This window comes from Eubacterium sp. 14-2 (assembly GCF_000403845.2).
GTDB lineage: Bacteria > Bacillota > Clostridia > Lachnospirales > Lachnospiraceae > Petralouisia.
The window spans coordinates 928,963-951,199 of the sequence record NZ_KE159567.1 but is presented as its reverse complement, the minus strand read 5'-3'; the positions used below and the strand labels follow the sequence as shown (position 1 = coordinate 951,199).

17 protein-coding genes are annotated in these 22,237 nt (G+C 46.7%); 2 read left to right on the top strand and 15 right to left on the bottom strand.

Annotation, left to right across the window (positions count from 1 at the left end):
* Nucleotides 1–7: 7 nt before the first annotated feature.
* The 11 genes from ytvI to C805_RS11520 form a co-directional block, all read right to left on the bottom strand.
* On the bottom strand, nt 8–1,129 hold the full coding sequence (gene ytvI / locus C805_RS11565) for a sporulation integral membrane protein YtvI (RefSeq protein ID WP_016214027.1): 1,122 nt from the start codon (nt 1,127–1,129) through the stop codon (nt 8–10).
* Nucleotides 1,126–1,884: a peptidylprolyl isomerase gene (locus tag C805_RS11560; RefSeq protein WP_016214026.1), complete on the bottom strand. Its 759-nt coding sequence runs from the start codon at nt 1,882–1,884 to the stop codon at nt 1,126–1,128. Before C805_RS11560 ends, ytvI begins: the two co-directional genes overlap by 4 nt.
* Before the next feature lie 189 nt (nt 1,885–2,073).
* Nucleotides 2,074–2,886: a metal ABC transporter permease gene (locus C805_RS11555; protein WP_016214025.1), complete on the bottom strand. Its 813-nt coding sequence runs from the start codon at nt 2,884–2,886 to the stop codon at nt 2,074–2,076.
* A gap of 19 nt (nt 2,887–2,905) precedes the next feature.
* Nucleotides 2,906–3,721: a metal ABC transporter ATP-binding protein gene (locus tag C805_RS0104750; RefSeq protein WP_242832682.1), complete on the bottom strand. Its 816-nt coding sequence runs from the start codon at nt 3,719–3,721 to the stop codon at nt 2,906–2,908.
* A 36-nt stretch (nt 3,722–3,757) separates the two neighbouring features.
* Complete coding sequence (locus tag C805_RS11550) at nt 3,758–4,777, bottom strand: metal ABC transporter substrate-binding protein (protein WP_016214023.1); 1,020 nt, start codon at nt 4,775–4,777, stop codon at nt 3,758–3,760.
* Nucleotides 4,764–5,435, bottom strand: coding sequence for a ribosome biogenesis GTP-binding protein YihA/YsxC (yihA, locus tag C805_RS11545; protein ID WP_016214022.1), 672 nt, complete (start codon nt 5,433–5,435; stop codon nt 4,764–4,766). The genes C805_RS11550 and yihA overlap by 14 nt, the downstream gene beginning before the upstream one ends.
* A gap of 38 nt (nt 5,436–5,473) precedes the next feature.
* A complete protein-coding gene (gene lon / locus C805_RS11540) occupies nt 5,474–7,789 on the bottom strand; it encodes an endopeptidase La (protein ID WP_031200961.1) in 2,316 nt (771 codons plus the stop codon).
* 16 nt (nt 7,790–7,805) lie between these two features.
* Complete coding sequence (gene clpX, locus C805_RS11535) at nt 7,806–9,059, bottom strand: ATP-dependent Clp protease ATP-binding subunit ClpX (protein WP_016214020.1); 1,254 nt, start codon at nt 9,057–9,059, stop codon at nt 7,806–7,808.
* Between the two features lie 167 nt (nt 9,060–9,226).
* The gene (gene clpP, locus C805_RS11530; RefSeq protein WP_016214019.1) at nt 9,227–9,811 is read right to left on the bottom strand and encodes an ATP-dependent Clp endopeptidase proteolytic subunit ClpP; all 585 of its coding nucleotides are present in this window, start codon (nt 9,809–9,811) and stop codon (nt 9,227–9,229) included.
* A 50-nt stretch (nt 9,812–9,861) separates the two neighbouring features.
* Nucleotides 9,862–11,154, bottom strand: coding sequence for a trigger factor (gene tig / locus C805_RS11525; protein WP_016214018.1), 1,293 nt, complete (start codon nt 11,152–11,154; stop codon nt 9,862–9,864).
* A gap of 228 nt (nt 11,155–11,382) precedes the next feature.
* The gene (locus C805_RS11520) at nt 11,383–12,369 is read right to left on the bottom strand and encodes an aldolase catalytic domain-containing protein (protein WP_016214017.1); all 987 of its coding nucleotides are present in this window, start codon (nt 12,367–12,369) and stop codon (nt 11,383–11,385) included.
* Nucleotides 12,370–12,568: 199 nt separating this feature from the next.
* On the opposite strand from C805_RS11520, the gene C805_RS11515 reads away from it, so the two are divergent.
* Entirely contained in the window at nt 12,569–13,156 is a 588-nt protein-coding gene (locus C805_RS11515) for a sugar O-acetyltransferase (protein WP_016214016.1), read from the top strand.
* A gap of 16 nt (nt 13,157–13,172) precedes the next feature.
* Here C805_RS11515 and C805_RS11510 read toward each other — a convergent pair whose 3' ends face one another.
* The 4 genes from C805_RS11510 to C805_RS11495 form a co-directional block, all read right to left on the bottom strand.
* A complete protein-coding gene (locus tag C805_RS11510) occupies nt 13,173–15,740 on the bottom strand; it encodes a glycoside hydrolase family 3 N-terminal domain-containing protein (RefSeq protein ID WP_016214015.1) in 2,568 nt (855 codons plus the stop codon).
* 167 nt (nt 15,741–15,907) lie between these two features.
* Nucleotides 15,908–16,753, bottom strand: coding sequence for a carbohydrate ABC transporter permease (locus C805_RS11505; RefSeq protein WP_016214014.1), 846 nt, complete (start codon nt 16,751–16,753; stop codon nt 15,908–15,910).
* 4 nt (nt 16,754–16,757) lie between these two features.
* A complete protein-coding gene (locus C805_RS11500) occupies nt 16,758–17,708 on the bottom strand; it encodes a carbohydrate ABC transporter permease (RefSeq protein WP_016214013.1) in 951 nt (316 codons plus the stop codon).
* 138 nt (nt 17,709–17,846) lie between these two features.
* Nucleotides 17,847–19,232, bottom strand: coding sequence for an ABC transporter substrate-binding protein (locus C805_RS11495; RefSeq protein ID WP_016214012.1), 1,386 nt, complete (start codon nt 19,230–19,232; stop codon nt 17,847–17,849).
* Between the two features lie 285 nt (nt 19,233–19,517).
* Here C805_RS11495 and C805_RS11490 point away from each other — a divergent pair, with 285 nt between their 5' ends.
* Nucleotides 19,518–22,217: a GH36-type glycosyl hydrolase domain-containing protein gene (locus C805_RS11490; protein WP_016214011.1), complete on the top strand. Its 2,700-nt coding sequence runs from the start codon at nt 19,518–19,520 to the stop codon at nt 22,215–22,217.
* Nucleotides 22,218–22,237: the final 20 nt, after the last annotated feature.

Genomic DNA, 22,237 nt, shown 5'->3' with positions numbered 1-22,237 from the left:
GGCACCGCTAAAATTTACGAAATTCATTGATATCATTCACCAGTTCCCGTATGCATCGGATCTGATTGTCAAACACACCTGCCTGGTACAGGTTAATCAGAATCATGCCCACGGGGACTGCAATAATCATACCCACAATGCTGCTGATCCTATATCCGATGTACATGAAAAACAGCGTTGCCAGAGGATTCATACCAATGGTATCTCCCACAATTTTCGGCTGAATCACCTGCCGCACCACCTGAGTTACCGCGTAAAGGATAATCAGGCCCACCGCCATCCGGTAGTCTCCCGACAGAATTTTAATGACAGCCCAGGGGGCCAGTACCGTTCCTGTTCCAAAAAAGGGAAGCATGTCCAGAAAGGCAATGATAAAAGCCACCAGCAAAAGATAGTTGACCTTCAGGATAAACAGCCCGATAACCAGCAGTACATAGACCACTCCCATGATTTTAAACTGTGCTTTGAAATAACCGCCTACCACCCGTTTTAAATCCTGAATCACTCCGGCAACCCGGTTCCAGATGCCGGAAGGCACATTTTTCTTAATTTCAGCCAGTATGGCGTCCCGCTCCGCTGTAAAAAAATAGGCGGAAAGAATGCTCATAATAATGGCTATCAGCGTTCCCGGCACATTTTTGGCAAAGTTGCCCGCCGCCTCAAAGGTGGGCTCTCCTATGGCCTGCACCAGTCCGCCCACATATCCTGCCAGTTCAGAAGTCACCTCATTAATATCTTCCTGCATATCTTTGGGAAGCCTGTCATAAAACACCTGCAGGTTTTCTCCGATTTCCTGAAAATCTGCCTGAAAATTCTCATAAATTTCCGGAAGGCTGGAAATCAGGTTCCCCGTTTCCACCACCAGCCGGGAAACAGCCAGATAACCAAGCCCGATGACTGCCGCCAGCACTCCGATAATAATCATCATGGAGCTGTGCTTTCTTACAATTTTTACTTTTCTTTCCAGAAAACGCACCAGTGGATTGGCAATCATGGAAATAATCCAGCCAACCACAAAGGGCATGAAAAATACCAGTATTTTTGGAAAAATAACACAGAGGCATACAATGGTAAACACTGCCACCAGCAAATTTACCAGTATCTTCCAGTATTTTGTCGACTGCTTCAATCTATCACTCCCTGTTTTCGTTCCACACCGTAAGCTGCTTCCAGCTCTTTTACTTTTTCATCATAGGCTGCCTGCTGCCTGGTCTGAATTACCTGCTGATGAATCTGCTCCTGTACCTGATCGAAAGGCTTTACAGAGCCTTCCTTCTTATCTTCCACCAGAATCAGGTGACAGCCAAACTGGGTTTCCACCGGACCGATTAACTTTCCGATCTCTCCCTCAAAAGCTGCCTTTTCAAATTCCGGCACCATCTGCCCTCTGGTAAAGTATCCCAGATCGCCTCCCTTTTCCCTGGAAGGACAGGTGGAATATTTCTCTGCCGCTTCTGCAAAATCCAGTCCCTGCTCCAGCTCCTGACTGACACTTTCAGCCTGCTGTCTGGTATCCACCAGAATATGTCTGGCCCTTACCTGGGCTTTCTCCTGAAACTGTTCCATATGCTTCTCGTAATATTCTTTTTCTTCCGCTTCCGTTACCTGGATGCTTTCAACCACACTGGTTGCAGCCATATGGCTGGCCAGCTCCACTTTTACTTTCGCCACCAGCTCCTGGTATTCCTGAGACTCTGTAATCCCTTCTTCCACTGCCATCTTATAAAACAGATGGAAGGCAATCAGCTGATCCAGTACCTGCTGTTTTGCTCTGGGATCTGACATGTAAATCTGCTGCTCCGGGGGATAATTGCGAATCAGATTGTTCAGCTCCTGCTCTGTAATTTCATGTCCTGCTGCTACTGCTAAAATTTTTTCACTCATGTTTTCTGCGCTTTTGCGCTTCCTTTCTGTATTATTAATTTTATATTTAATTTTTAATTCTTGTATTTATAATTCTTATTCTGTCAGATTCAGGTGACAGCAGGCTCTGCTGCAAAGCCATTCCTTCCTGTCTCTGCTGCTATTTTACCACAGGAATCCACCTTCGTAAAGACAGTCCCCTGTCCATACTCATACATTATATTTCCTGCCCCACATATAAGTGGAAAAATAAATCACAGAAGCAATAATCACAATGGAAGGCCCGGTGGCCACATTTACAAAGTAGGAAATAATCAGGCCCAGTATGCCGGAAAACAGGGAAAACAAAAGGGACAGGAAATGATACTCCCGCATATTTTCAGATATGTTCCGGGCAGAGGCTGCCGGAAGAATCAACAGAGCATTGATAATCAGAATTCCCACCCATTTGATGGAAACCATAACGATTAATGCCGTCAGGACTGCAAAAAGGTTTTCCATCCAGGCAACGGGAATACGCCGGCTTGCCGCCAGAGTGCGGTTTAAACTCACTGCCAGCAGACTGTTAAATCCAAACAGCCAGAATATAAGGGTAATTATAAAAATCAAAACAAGATATAATATTTCCTGCGGTGTAATACTCAGAATATCCCCCACCAGAATACCGGAATATTTGCTGAAATTCCCTCCCTTTGACAGAATCGCCAGACCCAGGGCAACACTGCAGGAGGAAAATACGGAAATCACCGTATCAGTGGACGCCGCTATCCGGCTGCTGATCTGATTTAAACACAGGGCAAACACCACAGCAAACACCACCATGGAGATACTGGTATTTTCCACGCCGAATATCACGCCCACAGCAATTCCCGTCAATGCGGAATGGCCCAGTGCATCGGAAAAAAAAGCCATTTTCCGATTGACGATCATAGTTCCCATCAATCCGAACAGAGGCGTAATAATCAGCACCGCCAGAAAGGCATATTTCATAAAATCATACTTAATCCAGGAGAAAATCTCCATCTGTTTTCCTCCTTTTCCATTAAGACTTATTGCCGTTTACATCACTTTGGCACACACCGGAAACTGCCTCCGGTTCCTGCCGGGAACCCTCCTGTTTCATGAATGGTTCTTCCCCTGTATGAAACACTCCGGCAAATTCCCTGCTCTGGAATACTTCCTTCACACTTCCCTGTTTCAGCACTGTTTTATCAAGAAGAATCACTTTATCAGCATACTTTCTGACGTACTCCAGGTCATGGGAAATCAGGATTACAGCCAGATCATACGCTTCTTTCAGCTGATAAATCGTCCGGTAAAAAAGCTCCATTCCGTTCTGATCCATCCCGGACACCGGCTCGTCCAGCAAAAGCAGGTTGGGAGAATCCATCACCGCCATGGACAGCAGCACTCGCTGCAGCTCGCCGCCGGACAGATTGCACACCTGCTTATCCAGCAAATGCTCCGCCTGAAAAATGCTCAGATGTTCCAGAATCTTCTCTTTTACTTTTCTGCTTTTCCTCAGAAATACCGGTGCGCTGCTCTGGTAGGAAGCGATCATGTCATAGACACTGACAGGCGTTTGCTTTTCCACATTTAAAGACTGGGGCACATAACCAATTTTCATTTTCTGAATCCTGCCGTTTTCCCGGTCTTTGAACTCTATGTTTCCCGTATGGGCCATTTCCCCCAGAACAGCCCGGATTAAAGTGGACTTTCCGGCGCCGTTGCGTCCGATTACCGCATTCAGGCTGCCGCAGTGAATATGCAGATTAATATCCTCCAGAATAACCTGGCTGCCCAGGGTTACGCCCAGATGCTTTACCTTAATGCAATGCAGCCCGCAGGGTTTTATCATTTTCCGCAATTTCCGTCCTCCTGTTCTTCTGACAACTTACCAGTCCGCCTGTTCCAGCACCTCAATGTTTTTCTCCATAGCTTCCAGGTAACTGTCCTTCTCGTACCTGCCTCTCACCAGGGTATCCAGATAATATACCTGGCAGTCTGTCTCCGATTCCACCGTTTCTCCCAGCTTTCTGCCATACTGTTCTTCTGCCAGAATCACAGAAACCTGGTGTTCCTGGATTTCCTCCAGTAAATCGGCAAGTTCTCCGGCGCTGACCTGACGCTCTTCATCCAGATTCAGACAATACACCACATTTAAACCCAGTTCTTCCGCCACATAGGCGAAAGCCTCATGGAAAATAATCACATTGAGGGATTCTGAGGAGGGATTGCCCTTTTCTGCCCCTCCCGCTGCTTTTCCTTCCAGCTTCTGTCTCAGCCCTGTAATCCGTTCTGTCAGCCCGGTAATTTTCGCACAGTAGCTGTCTGCATGTTCCTGATAGAGCCTGGCATGTTCCTGGTCCATCTGACTGATGGCGTCTGCCATATTCCGGACCATCTGCAGGTATCTTCCGGTATCCATCCACCCATGAGCGTTCTCTGTTCCGTGAATATGATCCTCCTGTATGTGAATTTCTTCCTGTGCCGAATGTTCTTCCGGATGAAAGCCGCTGCCATATTCCTCCAGCAGCTCCACTCCCTCCGTTGCCTCTTTCACTTTAAGAGCCGGACAGTTTTCTCCTGCTTCTGTCAGAAATCCTTCTATTCCGCCTCCGTTTACTAAAAATAAATCTGCCTTTGATAATAATATCATATCCTGAGGTGTGAGCTGATAGTCGTGCAGACATCCGGTTTGAGGCTCGCTTAAGTTTTCCAGCCATACCCCATCGCTGTCTCCCACAATATTTACAGCGGCAATATAGATGGGATAAAAGGAGGTCACAACCCTCAGTTTTCCATCCTCCGCTGCCTGCTCCTCCAGACTCATATAGATCCTCGTAAAAATACCGCCTGCCAGGGTAATGGCAAGCAGCATGCAAAATACAAACAGATATTTATTTCTTTTCACGTTTTCCTCCAGATTTTGCAGGTTTTCCTGCATTTTTGCCAGGCGCCGACAGATTTTCTGCAAGTACCCTGGCAACTTCCGGTATTTCGTCTATAAAATTCCATATTTCTTCCCGTCCCTGTCTGGTCTGTGCAGAGTAGGGGAACACCGGAGTACCTTCCTTCAGCTGCAGGCCATTGCGGATCATTTTTACATGCTTCTGCACCTGGCTTCGGTTAATCTTATCCAGCTTCGTTGCTATGATAACAGGATCAAATCCCTGATAGACAATCCAGTCATACATCTGCCTGTCGTTGGCGGAAGGTTCATGGCGGATATCAATCAGCAGAAATACCACCTGAAGCTGTCTGGAAGTATGCAGATAATTTTCAATCATCTGTCCCCATTTTTCTTTCTCCTTGGGAGACACTTTTGCATATCCATACCCTGGCAGATCCACCAGATAAATACAGCTGTTAATATTATAGTAATTGATGGTCTGGGTTTTTCCCGGCTGGGCAGAGGTTCTCGCCAGAGCCTTCCGGTTCATCAGTCCGTTAATCAGGGACGATTTTCCCACATTGGATTTGCCTGCAAAAGCCACTTCCGGCCTGTCTGTGTCCGGCAGTTTACTTGTAATTCCGCATACTGTTTCCAGTTCTGCTGATTTAATAACCATACTATTCTCTCTTTCAGACTAATTTATAAACAGAATCTTTATTCCGGCAGAAGGGCTGCCTCCAATACCTGCTCCATGTTTTCCACAAACACAATTTCCAGGCCTTTTTTAATTTCCTGTGCAATTTCCGCCACATCCGGCTCATTCTTTTCCGGCACGCAGATAGTACGGATTCCTGCATTTCTGGCCGCCAGTATCTTTTCTTTCAGGCCGCCGATGGGAAGCACCCTTCCCCGCAGCGTAATCTCTCCTGTCATGGCCACATCCTTGCGGACTTTCCGTTTGGTGATGGCGGAAAGCATAGCGGTGGCCATGGTAATTCCCGCAGAGGGACCGTCCTTTGGTACTGCTCCTTCCGGAATGTGAATGTGAATATCCCATTCCTGAAAAAATTCTTTGTCAATTCCGTAATTTTCGCTGACAGAACGGATATAACTGATTCCTGTCCGGGCTGACTCCTTCATCACATCGCCTAACTGCCCGGTAAGCTGGAATTCTCCCTTCCCCGGCATAATATTTACTTCAATCTGGAGGGTATCGCCTCCCACGCTTGTCCAGGCCAGTCCTCTTACAATTCCGATTTCATCTGTCTCATTTACCAGATCATAATTATATTTTTCTTTTCCCAGCAGCTTTTCCAGCCTGCTGTCCGTTACCTTGACCGTTTTTTTATTTTTCTGATAAATCTCTCTGGCTGCTTTCCGGCAGATTTCCCCGATTTTACGTTCCAGATTCCGGACTCCTGCTTCCCTGGTATAACCGCTGATCAGATGCTCCAGTGCATGATCGCTGATGGTAAGCTGCCCCTCTTTCAGGCCGTTTTTCTCCATCTGTTTGGCAATCAGATGCTCCCTGGCAATATGTGCTTTTTCATTTTCCGTATAGCTGCTGACCTCAATAATTTCCATACGATCCAGCAGAGGTTTGGGAATGTTCTGCAGGGAATTGGCTGTTGCAATAAAAAGAACTTCTGACAAATCCAGCGGAAGTTCCACATAATGGTCCCGAAATTTGCTGTTCTGCTCACTGTCCAGTACCTCCAGCAGAGCAGAAGACGTATCGCCTTTGTAATCGCTGCTTATTTTGTCAATCTCATCCAGCAGCATCAGAGGATTTTTTACACCGGCATTTTTCAGACCATTGGCGATTCTTCCTGGCATGGCTCCCACATAGGTCTTTCTGTGGCCCCGGATTTCCGCCTCGTCCCGAACGCCGCCAAGGCTGATACGCACATACTTTTTATCCAGTGCACGGGCAACAGAACGGGCAATACTGGTTTTGCCCGTTCCGGGAGGCCCTGCAAGGCAGATAATGGGGCTGTCGCCTTTCTTTGTCAGGTTCCGCACCGCCAGAAATTCCAGCATACGCTCCTTGACTTTTTCCATACCGTAATGGTCCTCGTTCAGAATACGCTCCGCATCTTCCAGATTCCGATTGTCTTTGGACGCCCTGTTCCAGGGCAGTTCCAGAAGTGTCTCTATATAACCGCGAATCACTGCACTTTCTGAGGAATTCAGCGAAACATTTTTAAATCGTTCCACTTCTTTTTCCAGCTTTTCCTTTACTTCCGGTTCTGCATTGAGCTTTTCTGTTTCTTCCAGGTAATGCTCTGCTTCGGATATGGTATTATCCTCTCCCAGCTCTTCCCGGATCAGCTTCATCTGCTCCCGCAGAATATACTCTTTCTGATTTTTATCTACTTTTTCCTTTACTTTGGTCTGAAACTCCGTTTTAATCTGTATAATGTTGATTTCATTCAACAAAATAATCATCAGTGTTTCATACCGCTCCTGAACGGAATCTGCCTCCAGAATCTTCTGTTTTTCCTCATAACCCACCGGCAGATTATTTCCAATGTAGTCTAACAGCTTTTCCAGCTCGGATATTTCCGCCATCTGTCTGGCAATTTCTTTCCCGTGTTTGGGATTCAGCAGACAGTAACGGGTAAAGGTTTCCTGTATGCCCCGTATCATGGCCTCCTGAATTTCCACCGGAAGAAGTTCTTCCTCCCGGCTTAAGGGTTCTACCTCAGCTTTGAGGTATTCCTCCTGTTCCAGGGAAATCAGACTGGCCCGTGTCTCGCCTTCTACCAGCACCCGAACCACATTATTCTGCAATTTGATGACCTGCTTGATTACCACAATAATTCCGATGGTATATAAATCTTCCAGTTCCGGTTCTTCTTTTTCAATGTGCTTCTGAGTCACCAGAAATACCGTCTGATCTTCCATCATGGCCGTTTCCACTGCCCGGACAGACTTACTTCTGCTCACATCAAAATGTGCCACCATACCGGGGAGGATAGTCATTCCCCGAAGTGCCACTGCCGGAATTTTTCTGTACGCTTCCTTCATTTTATCTCTTCTCTCCTCAGGCAGATTTGCTCTCACTGCCAAATGCAATCTCCACTTCCTGTTCATTTTCCACTGCTGCCTTTGTAATATGGCAGTGGGTAATGGACTCGTCGGAAGGTACCCGGTACATCAGATCCATCAGTACCTTTTCCACGATTGCGCGCAGTCCTCTTGCGCCTGTTTTTCGTTTCAGGGATTTTTCCGCAATTGCCTCAATAGCCTCCTCCTCAAAAGTCAGGGCCACGCCGTCCAGCTCAAACAGCGCTTCGTACTGGCGAATCAGAGAATTTCTGGGTTCTTTCAAAATACGCATCAGGGCATTTTTGTCCAGGGCTTCCAGTGAAACGGTTACCGGCACACGCCCTACAAACTCCGGAATCAGACCGAACTTTACAAAATCCTGAGGCAATGCCTGTTTCAGGATAACTCCCAGATTTTTTTCTCTTTTGTCTGCAATCTCCGCATTAAATCCCATGGACTTCTGATCCATTCTGTTTTCCACGATTTTGTCCAGACCTTCAAAAGCGCCTCCGCAGATAAACAGAATATTGGTGGTGTCAATCTGAATCAGTTCCTGCTGGGGATGCTTCCTTCCGCCCTGAGGGGGAACGCTTGCCACGGTCCCTTCCAGAATTTTCAGAAGCGCCTGCTGCACGCCTTCGCCGGACACGTCTCTGGTAATAGAAGGATTTTCGGATTTTCTGGTGATTTTATCAATTTCATCAATATAAATAATGCCTCTCTGGGCACGCTCAATATCATACTCCGCTGCCTGAATAATTTTAAGCAGAATATTTTCCACATCTTCTCCCACATATCCGGCTTCCGTCAGTGCTGTGGCGTCTGCAATGGCAAAAGGCACGTTCAGAATCCTTGCCAGTGTCTGAGCCAGCAGCGTCTTGCCGCAGCCCGTGGGTCCCAGCATCAGAATATTGCTCTTCTGCAGTTCCACCCCAAGATTGGCCGGCGCCAGAATTCGTTTGTAGTGATTGTATACTGCAACAGAAAGCACTTTTTTGGCTTCCTCCTGTCCGATTACATATTCGTCCAGAAATTCTTTTAATTCCACCGGTTTCAAAAGATTGATTTCTTCCACTTCCTGCTGGACATTTTCCTCTTCTTCCAGTTCCTCTTCTATAATTTCTGCGCAAATATCTACGCATTCATCGCATATATATGCCCCATTTGGCCCTGCAATCAATTTGCGGACCTGCCCGTCTGTCTTTCCGCAGAAAGAGCAGCGAATCCTGTCATCTATTCTCCCAGCCATTTCTTCACTCCGTTCTTCCTTTTCTTCAAGATTAAACAGGGAAGCCAGCTGCTTTCCCTGCCTGCTGCACAGGACACATGCTGCAGCCGGAACTGCCCTTTGTATAAATCCCTGTGCACTTAAGGGACAGTGGCAAATGCCCGCTGTCCCCTCAGTTCTTTTATTTCTTACTTTCTGTTTGTAATGACACCGTCAATCAGGCCATACTCTTTTGCTTCCTCCGCAGACATATAATTGTCACGTTCCGTATCTGCTGCAATCACTTCATATGGTTTCCCTGTATTTTCAGATAAGATGGTATTCAGACGATGTTTTGTCTTCTGAATATTATCCGCCACAATCTGAATGTCTGTTGCCTGGCCTTTGGCTCCACCGGAGGGCTGGTGAATCATGATTTCCGCATTGGGAAGGGCAAAGCGCTTGCCTTTGGTTCCTCCCGCCAGAAGAAATGCACCCATACTTGCTGCCAGTCCGATGCAGATGGTCTCCACATCGCATTTAATATAATTCATGGTATCGTAAATTGCAAGTCCTGCTGTTACCACGCCTCCTGGGGAATTGATATACAAATGAATATCTTTCCCCGGATCTTCCGATTCCAGAAACAGAAGCTGTGCCACAACAAGTCCTGCTGTGGTTTCATTTACTTCCTCTCCCAGAAAAATAATCCTGTCTTTTAACAGCCTGGAATATATATCGTAGGACCGTTCTCCTCTGCTGGTTTGTTCAACGACGTAAGGTACTAAACTCATTCCATATTCCTCCTTATTCCCAATCCCCAGATATGGTACATGTCTTATGCTTATTCTGCCTGTTCTTCTGCTTTCTCCACAATCAGATCCACAGCCTTCTGAATTGCCAGATCTTTCTTCATGTTTTCTTTCTCATTGTCGCCGATCATTTCTTTCAGCTTGTCAGCTTCCATGTTATACATTCCGGCCATATTTTCAATTTCAGCGTTCACATCTTCATCCGATATCTCGATGTGCTCTGCTTCTGCAATGGCCTCCAGTACAAGGCCGGACTGAATCCGTTTCAGCGCATCCGGCTTCATCTGCTCCATCAGCTGCTCAACGGTAGAGCCTGTGAACTGCAGATACTGCTCCATTCCCAGTCCCTGCTGTGCCATTCTGTTAGCAAAATCATCCACCATGGAACGGGTCTGGGTATCAACCATTGCATCGGGAATCTCCATCTGAGAATCTTCGATAATCTTCTGAATTGCTTCTTCCTCTTTTGCATGTCTTGCTTCGTTCTCTTTGCGCTCTGTCAGTTTCTTCACAACGCTTTCTCTGTATTCTGCAAGGGTGTCAAATTCCGAAACGTCCTGTGCAAATTCATCGTCCAGATCCGGAAGCTCTTTGGTCTTAATCTCATTGATTTTCACCTGGAATACTGCAGGTTTGCCTGCCAGCTCCGGTGCATGATATTCTTCCGGGAATGTTACATGGACTTCCAGCTCATCACCGGTATTTTTTCCAATTAACTGTTCTTCAAAATTATCAATAAAGGTATGGGAACCGATAACCAGAGAATGGTTCTCACCCTTTCCTCCTTCAAATGTTTCTCCATCCATAAAGCCTTCATAGTCAATCACCGCCGTATCTCCGTCAGCCACTGCCCGGTCTTCCACGGTAATCATTCTGGCATTGCTCTCACGCTCTTTCTCTATTTCAGCGTCTGTCTCTTCTTCTGTTACAGCCACATCCGTCTTCTTCACCGGAACGCCCAGATATTTGCCCAGAGTCACCTCCGGCTTCACAGCAACTTCTGCAGTAAATATGAAACTCTTTCCCTTTTCAATCTGTTCCACACCAATCTCCGGCCGGGAAACAATCTCCAGTCCGGACTCGTCAGCCGCTTTGGGATATTCCTGAGAAACAAGCTCATTGACAGCATCCTCATAAAAAATTTCCGGGCCATACATTTTCTCAATCATATGTCTTGGCACTTTTCCTTTACGGAAACCCGGAAGGCTGATTCTGCTTTTCTGCTTCATATATGCATTCTGAATTGCTTTTTCCAATTCTTCTGCCGGAACCTCAATGGTGAGTTTTGCCATATTTTTCTCCAAGTTTTCTACCTGTACGCTCATTGCTACGATTTCCTCCTTAATATATGTGGTAATCCTTATAACTTTTACTATTATAAAGCCTGATTCCCTAACTTACAATCATTTTAAAAGTATAGCACACTTCTTATAAAAATACCAGCACTTTTTTCAAAACTGACATGAACTTTCCTGCATCACAGAAATTGTCTTCCGGTCCGTATCACACCGACAGAAAAAGAATCCTGCAATGCAGGATTCTCCGGCTGCCGCTTACTCCAGATCCAGCAGTTCCTGCATGAAATTACAGTAATCGCTTCTCTGTTCTCTGATAAATTTAATGGCTGTGGAAGGATGGCTGTTCAGAATACCTGTTACAAGATAGGGAATATCATATCCCCATACCACGCCTTCTGCCTTTAATTTCAGCATATGTTTTTCCACAAAGCGGATGATGGGAATTTCATCATATTTGGGATTTTTCAGGAAACTGAGCAGCGGCTCCATAAAGCAGTTCCCGGCTCCCCGTCCCATGCCGCTGACTGTGGCATCCAGCAGGCTGACTCCCATACGGCATGCTTCAATGGTATTGGCAAAGGCAAGCTGCTGATTGTTGTGGGCATGGATTCCCACATTTTTTCCGTTGGCTTCCGCAATCTCCACGTATTTCTGAGACAGCTTTGTAATCTGCTCCGGATAGAAGAACCCGAAGCTGTCCACCAGGTAAATGGTGTCCACCGAGCTTCTTGCAAGAAGCTCCAGGCCTGCGTCCAGGTCATCGGTATTTACTTTGGAAACCGCCATAATGTTTACACAAACTTCATACCCTTTCTTTTTCAGATGTTCAATCATTTCAACGGCTGTGGGTATCTGATGGATATAAGTGGCCACCCGCACCATGTCAATGACACTGTCCTTTTTCGGCAGAATATCCCTTTTGTAATTACAGCGTCCCACATCCGCCATCACAGAAATTTTCAAAGGCGACCGATTATCCCCCACAACAGCCCGGATGTCTTTTTCTTCACAGAACTTCCATTTTCCAAAGGCCTTTGGATCAAACAGTTCTCTGGAGGCTTTATAACCAAATTCCATATAATCAACACCGGCTTTTACATTCGCTTCATACAAATCATGGACAAACTCATCCGTAAAAGCAAAATTATTTACAAGTCCGCCGTCTCTCAGCGTACAATCCACAACCTTGATATCGGGACAATAATCCATTAATGTTCTCTTATTACACTGTTCCGCACTCATTTCTTATCCCTCCGTAATCTGTCTTTTCGCACTTTAAACCGTTAAAGTTCCTTTATCATACAAAATATTTGTCTTTTTGTCAACCTGGATTTACACAGGCTGCTGTTTTAAGCCCCGGTTCCGGCGAAAAAGGGTGACATGGAGAGAATTTTACCGTATAATTGATTTATCAATTCAGATTACGAAAGGAAACCAGACTATGACAGAACGGGAAAAAATGCTGGCAGGCCAGCTCTATGACTGCGGAGACACAGAGCTGCTGACCCAATGGCATAAAGCAAAAGATTTAATCAGGAATTACAATCAAACGGATTCTGCAGATTCCGAAGAAAAAGAACGGATTCTGAATGAATTGCTGGGCGGACGGGGTAAAAATCTGTGGATTACCCCGCCCTTTTATGTGGATTACGGCAATAATATTTATTTTGGAAATAACTGCGAAGTAAATATGAACTGTACGTTTCTGGACGATAATAAAATTATCATCGGAAATAACGCGCTGATAGCGCCCAATGTCCAGATTTATACCGCCTTCCATCCCACAAATGCAGCGAACCGGTTCGGACCCGCCAGGGAAGACGGTTCTTTTGAATTCTGTAAAACACAGACTGCCCCTGTTGTCATCGGAGATAATGTATGGCTGGGAGGCGGCGCCATCCTTATGCCGGGCGTAACCATCGGCAATAATGTTGTCATAGGAGCCGGAAGCGTTGTCACCAGAGATTTTCCGGACAATACCATCGCCTGCGGAAATCCTTGCCGTATTATAAGAAAAAACGACATCTGATTTATGTCCGGAGGCTTTATGTCAGTTTCCGGATCATGGCAAGCACCCGTCTCCCACAGGTTCGGATTGCTTCTTCTGACAGTTCTCCTCTCTCACAGGCCTGCCGGATATTCTCATCATCCTGGGGATTTCCCGGCATAATAATATCATTTCCGGCAACGGCGCATTTCCAGGAAATGCTTCCGTCCGCCGGAACTGTTGTATTCCAGTCAGACATTACCACACCTTCAAATCCCCATTCTTTCCGCAGGACTCCTGTACAGATATCTCCAAAATTAGCTGCATGAAAGCCATTGATACGATTATAGGAGGACATAACAGCAACGGGCCGGCTTTCCCTGACTGCAATTTCAAACCCACGAAGATAAATTTCCCGTAAGGCCCGCGGGGAAATACAGACATTTACACTCATCCGGTTATCTTCCTGATTATTGCAGGCAAAATGCTTCACCGTAACACCGCAATTTCCATCTGCCTGCACACCGGAAACAACTGCCGCCGCCATTTTTCCGGACAGGAAAGGGTCCTCCGAATAGTATTCAAAATTCCTTCCACACAACGGATTCCGCTGAATATTCATCCCAGGCGCAAGCCACAGATCCACATAAAACTCTTCCATCTCCAGAGCCACAGCTCTGCCAAATTCTCTCATTAAATCCACGTCCCAGGTCTGGGCCAGCGCTGTCCCCACGGGAAAAGCCGTACAATACTGATAATAGGTGTCCGCATCCTCATGAAATTCCATTTCCTCCAGAAAACCGTTCTCCAGAGAGCCCAGAACTCCCACCCCATACACAGAGTCTGATTTCCGGTCCACCTGATAGCTCTGGCGCAAGCGCAGCCCCGCCGGCCCATCCGCCATAATCAGCGAACGTACACCATATTTATGTTCCAGCGTTTCCGTGGTCTCCCCGGCTGAACCCGGCACCCGGACGCCCGATGAGCCCAGAGTACTGGCTCCCTTTACAACATTTCCATATAAAAGAGGAATCAACTCCTCAACGGACAGTTCCTGCTCCTTTCCTTTCAGCTCTTCCTTACTTCCTCCCTGCCCGCCGGGCATCGGAGTCACGGAATATTTCGTTTCCCGGTTCTGCTCCCCGCGGGGATGGAACAGAAATTCTGGCGTCTTCTGCTTTTTTGCCATTTTCAACCATTTTGAGACATTCTCCTTCACAGATTTCGGTTCGGCAAATTCTTCCAGAACTTTTTGTGCCGGACGTATTCTTTCCGTACGCTCCAGCACCACAGACTCCGGTACTGTAAGAATTGCCGCCGGTTCCAGAGATTCTGCATGTTTTCCCAGCCACAACCCATAAGAACCTTTCTCCACTATCCAGGCCTGCTGTTCTTCTGAAAAACCAGCCATCTGTTTCTGGTCTGTGACAACTCTGAGCTGTTGGGATTCCCCCGGCTGCAGTAATCCCGTCCTGGCAAATCCGGCCAGCCGGTAGCATTCTTTCCCCTGAGGCCCAAACAGGTACGACAGCCCTATCCTTTCCTCATCAGCCGCAGAACACTCTGCTTCTTCCATCTCTTTCTGAGGTAATGTTACATAGACCTGTACAACTTCCCGGCTTGCATAAATTTTCCCGATATTTTTCACAGTAACGATAAGCTCCGCGCCTGTTTCCGTAATTTCCAGTCTGTCAAAATCCACGGAAAAGTCCGTATAGGAAAGTCCGTAGCCAAAGGGAAACAGGGGCTGTACACCAAAACTGCTGAAATACCGGTATCCCACATAAATTCCTTCCCGGTATTCCTCTGTTTCCAGATTTCCGTTCAGGGCTCCAAACTCCTCCGCCGAAGGATAATCTTCATAGCGCTTTGCCCAGGTAGCTGTCAGCCTTCCTCCAGGTACAGATTTTCCAAGCAACACGTTGGCCGCCGCGTGTCCTCCCTCCTGTCCCGGCAGGGAAATAAGCAGAATCCCTTTTATATTCTCTGCCTCCTGTAGTATATCCGTCAGTTCCACTGGTGCTCCCACATTCAGAATCAGCACAATGGGCATGTTCTGACGGTTCAGAAACAGAATATCCTCCCGCTCCTGTCTGCTTAAATAATAATCCCCTTCTGTTCTGCTGCGGTCTTTCCCTTCGCCGGAAATGCGGCTGATTACATACAGCGCCGTCAAAGCGCCTTTCACATCTTCTTCTGAAATACTGCGGCCCTCCGGCATGGAAAATGGATTCAGGGCATAGGCGTCAAAAGGATTTTCCATCTTTTCGGCGTCCTTTAGCACCTTTTCCTTCCATACATTCCTGGCATCCTCATAACGCTTCTCGTAATCTATCAGCCATTCTTCACTGGTGATGGGAACCCCTGCCTCTTTCAGTCCCCGGTAAACAGAAATATTTTCCCGGTTGTTCACGTCCCCGGAACCAGTTCCGCCTTTCACCGTTCTGACTGCGCCTCCGCCAAACAACCCTGCGGGCGCAGAAGTTTTAAGGGGAAGAACCCCTTCATTTTTCAGAAGAACCATGCCTTCCGCTGCCAGTTTTCCGGCCAGTTTTCCATGCAGGATTTCCCGTTTAGATGGACGTTCTTCCATTGTACCACTGTGGACCTGTTGTAATACCGCCATACTTTCTCCTTTCCAATCTTATTTTCTGACACGAACAGAATCCAACCCATCATATATTGCTTTCACACAGAGTTGGATTCCTTCGTTTCATTTTATACTGCTTCAGGCTTCAAACATAACTGAACCTTATATTAAAAGCAACTTTTTTTCTGTAAAACTTCCCGTCATTACTCCTTTACTCCGCCAAGGGTTACGCCTGCAATAATATATTTTGACAGGAACAGATACACCAGGATAATTGGAACAATTGCCACCAGAATCATCATGTATATTTTACCCATATCAAAATTCATATAATCCGCACCGCGAAGGGTCGCAATGAGTATGGGCACCGTCATTTTATCTTTGGACTGAATCACCAGTGCCGGAACAAAATAATTATTCCATGAACCCACAAAGGTGAAGATTGCCTGTACCGCAATGGCCGGCTTCATAATGGGAATCACAATCTGGTTAAAAGTCCGAAATTCCCCGGAACCGTCAATTCTTGCCGCCTCCACCAGAGACAGGGGAAGGGAGGACTGCAGGTAGCTGTACATAAAATAGAATACAGCCGGAGATGCAATGGAGGGAATAATCAGCGGAAGCAGGGAATCATACATTCCCATATTTGTAATTAACCGCAGGAATCCCATTGCTGTCACCTGCGTGGGCATCACAAGGATTGCCATGATAAAAGTAAAGGCCGCTTTCTTTAATTTAAAATTATACGCATAAAGGCCATAAGCTGTCAATGCCGAAAAATATGTACAGATTGCCGCTGAACAGCCGGAAACCACCAGGCTGTTTAAAATCCCCCGAAACATGGGAAATGTACCGTCGTTAGCCACATTTTTCAGATTTTCCAGAAAATAATTTCCCGGCAGAGCAGAAAAACCTTTCTGCAAATCTCCATGGGACCTCGTGGAATTGATAAACAGAATATAAAAGAAAAACAGACACATAAACGACAGGATAATCAGTACAATATGCGCCAATATACTTCGTGCATGGTTGGAGCCTTTTGATTTCATAACTTTATCCCCTCCTTTGCTTTTTTGCTTTTTTCGCTGCCGCTTTCGAGCCATCCGGATCATCATTATTGGTCATCCGATATACTACAAAGCATAAGATACCGCTGACAACAAACAGAAATACCGATAATGCGCCCGCCATACCATAATTCTTACTCTTTAAATGACTGTTCAGAAACATAATCAGGGTCATGGAGGTACGATCCGGCGTCCCCTGTCCGTTTGTCAGAATCTGAGGCACATCAAACATCTGCAATCCGCCGATAATAGAAGTAATCAACGTATAGGCAAGAATTGGACGTATCTGGGGAAGGGTAATATAGAAAAACCGCTGCAGGCTGTTACATCCATCCAGTTCAGCCGCCTCGAATACATCCGGGCTGATTCCCATAATGGCCGCCATCAGCATAATTGTGGAATTTCCAAACCACATCAGGAAATTCATAAGCCCTACCAGGGATCTTGTTCCCCATACAGAACCCAGAAAATCCACCGGCTGACTGATCCATCCGAAAGAAGTCAAAATGGAATTGATGGGCCCGTTCGTGGAAAACATGGTAAAAAACAACATGGCAAAGGCAGAAGCCATAATCAGATTCGGCAGATATATCACCACCTTAAAAAACTGTGTTCCATGGATTTTAAGCCTTGCGTCCACAAACCACTCGGCAAGCACCAGAGCAATTACAATCTGGGGAATAAATCCGATAATCCACAGTATCATGGTATTGCCTGCATATTTCAGCATATCCGAACCCAGCAGGCTGATATAATTCTCCAGACCCACAAAATTCGGCCCTATCTCTTTAATCCCTGAACGGTAATACTCAAAAAAACTATACCGGACAGTATCCACCAGAGGGATCAGAGAAAATATGAAAAAACTCACAAAAAATGGAAGGATAAACAGATAGCCCCATTTTGCATAATCTATTTTTTTATGTTTCTTTTCCATAAACTGCCACCCCTTTCTGTTTTTATCCGGCGCCGCCCATTCTGCATACCGCAGCGCCGGCTCTTTTCATTCTGGCTGCAAATCCCGGTTATCCGGGCTACGCTGCCTTATCCTGCGCACCAGGACGTCAGAATCTCTTTATTCCGGCCACTGAATTTCCGTAATATCCGGGTAACGCTCAATAACTGCTGTTTCGAAGTTCGCTTTTGCTTTTTCGAAGTCAACGTTCCCCTGCAGATAATCATTAAAAGAATTCTGGATTAATTCCACACAGCCCTGATCGTAAGCAGAAAGAGGCGCAATCACGATATTCTCTGCCACCGGTGCAAAATATGCAAATGCGTTCTGTCCGCCCAGGAAATCAGAAGCAAACTTCTTATCATCTTTTGCCGCCCGCTGCATACCGCTCTGAGTATTGGTAAAGTCCGCATAATCTTTGGAAATCTTTAACAGATTTTCCTGATCTGCAGTCACTGCAAGGATGATATCTTTCACATGCTTCGGGTTATCTGTGCCGGTACATGCATGAACATAGGAACCGCCCCAGTTATATTCCTGCGGAGGATTGGTAACTGCCCAGGCGCCGTCTTCACCATCCCAGTTGGGCTTCAGCGTAAAATCAATGCCCCATGCCGGAAACAGGAAAGCAAACACCTTTGAAGTGGAACCCATTGCCTTGTTCCAGTCATCATTCCACTGGCCTTTTATATTTTTGTCAAGATATCCCGCATCCAGCCATTCCTTCGAATCGCTTACCCAGTCCATTATTTTCTGATCCACTTTGATTACAGTTTCTCCGGGGCTGACCCAGGACTGGGCAATACTGTTGCCATAAAGCCGGAACGTATCCGCATAAGAGGAAAATGTAAAATACCCCTTCGCCTTCAGTTCTTCCGCTGTTGCTTTCATAGTATCCCAGTCCTTCACCTTTTCGCCCACTTTTTCCGGATCATCCGTACCGAATACATCTTTGGCAATATCCCGGCGGTATACCAAAAGTCCCGGACAGCACTGCCAGGTGGAACCTCTCTGAACACCGTTTGCATCAGAAGCTGTAACCTTTGTGAAACTGTACTGATCCGACAGATCCTTTTCCGGATCGATGCCAAGGTCTGTCAGGGGCATGGCTGCGTCTGCATCTGCATCCGTATATTTGTTCACATAATCTGTCTCGGACAAAAAGATATCTACTTTATCGTCTGCCGCCGCATCCGCCTGATTCAACAGCGCTTCATCCAGTTTCTGCTGGTATACGCCATCCTGATTGGGATTTATGGTCCAGTGGATTTCCGTCCCATCCTTTAATGTAGTTACCGTTCCGTCTTTGGAGGTTTCCTTCACCTCCGGATAAACCGCCTCCACACGCTGACGGAATTCATCGTTCCAGCTGTAAATATTGATGACTTTCCCTTCCTCTGAATCGGATGCTTCTCCCGCTCCGGAGCCGGACGACGTTCCACATCCTGCCAGCGCTCCCATTGCCATTGCAACAGCCAATAAGATACTAACTGTCCTCTTTTTCATTTGATAAATCCTCCTTCTTTTTTCTGCGGCATCTGCCTTACACTTCTACCGCACATTTATTGTGTGGCAGGATTATATCGTAGATTCCAGGACGAATATACTACGAATTTTAACAAAATGTCAGATTCATGACACCTTTTGAAAATATTATTCCTGACGCGATATACCAAAATCCATGTTTTTATTTTTAGGTCATAATTCTGATATTTTTCTCATATTTCTGATTTTCTCAGAAGTAAAATTCCTATATGATATTCCTTAACCATATGGAAAGGAGAAAGAAATTTGAAACGTATAAAATTTACCGATGAACATGGAAGTTTCGTAATCAGCCAGCCGGAAAATACCAGTTACCTGTACTTTCCTCTGGCTTCGGAAACAGGATTAAAAAGCGCCGTAACCCCCAGCCTTGGCGGGGACGCCAAGATTGACCAGGAAACTTTTCTTCTGGAACCGGTAAGTTCGGAAAATCTCCATAATAACCGTTCTGTCCGGAATTTCTGGTGTACCACGGAAACTGGAGACGTCTGTTCCGTCTCCGGCGCTTCTGCGGAACAGGAAGCGGCAAAATTCACTTCCCGGCAGGAGGAAAGCCAGGTGTCCGCAGGATTTATGTGGCATACATTAAATCGTTCCTTCAAAGCTCTGCAGCTTACATCCACAGTGGATCTTTTTATTCCAAAAGACGAAAATGTGGAAATCATGCATGTGACAATCCAAAACCGGTCGGAATCTGCCCGGAAGCTGACAGCCTGTGCAGGGATCCCAATTTACGGCCGCAGTGCAGACAACATCCGTGACCATCGGAATGTAACTTCCATGCTTCATCGCATTGATGCAGAAGAATACGGAATCTTTGTCCGCCCCACCATGTCTTTTGATGAGAAAGGCCACCGCCCAAATGACCGGATTTATTACGTTATGGGCTGTACCGAAAGCGGATCTGCACCAGTGAGCTTCTATCCCACCGTGGAAGATTTTATTGGAGAAGGAGGCTCCTTTACTCATCCCCGTGCCGTATACGAACAGTATCCGGGATATCCCGCCCCCTGTCAGGCAGCCGGAAAAGAAGGAATGGGCGCTTTCCGTTTTGAAACCATTTCCCTTGCCCCCGGCGGGCAGGTATCATATATCATCCTCCTTGGAGCAGAAAACAGCCGGGAAAAGATTCACCATATTTTCCGCAAATACAATACCTCAGAAAAGGTACAGGCTGCCCTGGCTGATACGAAATCCTGCTGGCAGGAAAAAGTAAAAGTCAGCTTTCATACCGGTGACAGAGATTTTGACTGTCTCATGAAGTGGATCAGCTTCCAGCCCTTCCTGCGCCGGCTGTTTGGCTGCTCCTTCCTCCCTCATCACGATTATGGCCGGGGAGGCCGGGGATGGCGCGACTTATGGCAGGACTGCCTCTCTCTTCTTCTGATGGAACCGGAAAATGTCAGGGACATGATCATCAAAAACTACGGCGGCGTCCGCATGGACGGAACAAACGCCACCATTATCGGAACCGGAGACGGAAATTTCCTTGCAGACCGCAACGGTATTACCCGTGTCTGGATGGATCACGCCCTCTGGCCGCTGATGACCACAAAACTTTACATCGACCAGACCGGAGACATTGAAATCCTGAACCGGCAGGTTCCCTATTTCAAAGATGCGCAGGTAATGCGGGGAACAGCCCTGGATACCCTCTGGGACCAGGCAGATGGAAATATGCAGCTTACAGATAAAAAAGATATTTATACCGGAAGCATTTTAGAGCATCTTCTCATCCAGCAGCTTACTGCCTTTTACGAAACAGGAGACCATAATATCTGCCGGCTGCGGGACGCAGACTGGAACGATGCGCTGGATATGGCCTCGGAAAAGGGCGAAAGCGTTGCCTTCACCTGCGCCTATGCAGGCAACCTCCTGGAACTTGCCGCCATGATCCGTCTGCTGGACAGCAGTTCTACAGTCCATACCGCTGAACTTCTGGAAGAAACAGAACTTTTACTCTGCGACCACCCGGAACTTTATAACGACACTGGCAGAAAGCAGAAAATTCTGGCTGACTATACTTCCCGTTGTAAACATACTGTCAGAGGCAGACGCGCCGTTTTTTCCCTTTCTGTACTTGCAGCAGATCTGTCCCAAAAAGCAGCCTGGCTGATGGATTATGTGAGAAATCAGGAATGGATAGAAGGAATGGAGGGAGAAGGCTGGTTCAACAGCTATTATGACAACCAGGGACAGGCTGTGGAAGGAATCCACAATGGACAGGTTCGCATGATGCTGACCGGCCAGGTCTTTGCCATCATGAGCGGAGTGGCGGAGGACACCCACATCAGGAAAATTGTAAAAAGTGCAGATCATTATCTTTACCGGAAAGAAACAGGCGGCTACCGTCTGAATACTGATTTCCATGAACTGAAATCTGATATGGGACGCATGTTTGGATTCGCCTATGGGGAAAAGGAAAATGGCTCCGTCTTCTCCCACATGGCAGTCATGTACGCAAACGCCCTGTATCGCCGGGGATTTGTGAAAGAAGGCTGGAAGGCTTTAAAAACCCTCGCCGATACCGCCCTGAATTTTGATACCAGCCACATTTATCCTGGCATCCCGGAATATTTCCGCTCTGACGGACGCGGAATGTACCACTATCTGACCGGAGCGGCGAGCTGGTACATGATGACCATGATTACAGAAGTTTTCGGCGTCCACGGAGAATCCGGAGATCTTATTTTATACCCTAAACTTCTGGCAGAACAGTTTGATTCAGATGGAAATGCCTCCATCACCGTCCCTTTTGCCGGAAAATGTTTTACCATCGTATACAAAAACACAGAAGGCAAAGATTTCGGCGCCTGTACCATTGGTTCCGCCCTCTGCGGGCAGACCATGCTTCCTGTCTGTGAAGATTCCTTTGCGGTTCTCACACGGGAAAGCATAAATGCCCTGCCGGATCACGCATACACAATCACAGTAGAACTTATTTAAAAGGAAAGGATGAAAACTGC

Bases quoted from the DNA above. Each gene is read 5' to 3' on its own strand.
- C805_RS11560 (WP_016214026.1), bottom strand. From the start codon at position 1,884: ATGAGTGAAAAAATTTTAGCAGTAGCAGCAGGACATGAAATTACAGAG.
- C805_RS11555 (WP_016214025.1), bottom strand. From the start codon at position 2,886: ATGGAGATTTTCTCCTGGATTAAGTATGATTTTATGAAATATGCCTTT.
- C805_RS0104750 (WP_242832682.1), bottom strand. From the start codon at position 3,721: ATGATAAAACCCTGCGGGCTGCATTGCATTAAGGTAAAGCATCTGGGC.
- yihA (WP_016214022.1), bottom strand. From the start codon at position 5,435: ATGGTTATTAAATCAGCAGAACTGGAAACAGTATGCGGAATTACAAGT.
- lon (WP_031200961.1), bottom strand. From the start codon at position 7,789: ATGAAGGAAGCGTACAGAAAAATTCCGGCAGTGGCACTTCGGGGAATG.
- clpX (WP_016214020.1), bottom strand. From the start codon at position 9,059: ATGGCTGGGAGAATAGATGACAGGATTCGCTGCTCTTTCTGCGGAAAG.
- clpP (WP_016214019.1), bottom strand. From the start codon at position 9,811: ATGAGTTTAGTACCTTACGTCGTTGAACAAACCAGCAGAGGAGAACGG.
- tig (WP_016214018.1), bottom strand. From the start codon at position 11,154: ATGAGCGTACAGGTAGAAAACTTGGAGAAAAATATGGCAAAACTCACC.
- C805_RS11520 (WP_016214017.1), bottom strand. From the start codon at position 12,369: ATGAGTGCGGAACAGTGTAATAAGAGAACATTAATGGATTATTGTCCC.
- C805_RS11515 (WP_016214016.1), top strand. From the start codon at position 12,569: ATGACAGAACGGGAAAAAATGCTGGCAGGCCAGCTCTATGACTGCGGA.
- C805_RS11510 (WP_016214015.1), bottom strand. From the start codon at position 15,740: ATGGCGGTATTACAACAGGTCCACAGTGGTACAATGGAAGAACGTCCA.
- C805_RS11505 (WP_016214014.1), bottom strand. From the start codon at position 16,753: ATGAAATCAAAAGGCTCCAACCATGCACGAAGTATATTGGCGCATATT.
- C805_RS11500 (WP_016214013.1), bottom strand. From the start codon at position 17,708: ATGGAAAAGAAACATAAAAAAATAGATTATGCAAAATGGGGCTATCTG.
- C805_RS11495 (WP_016214012.1), bottom strand. From the start codon at position 19,232: ATGAAAAAGAGGACAGTTAGTATCTTATTGGCTGTTGCAATGGCAATG.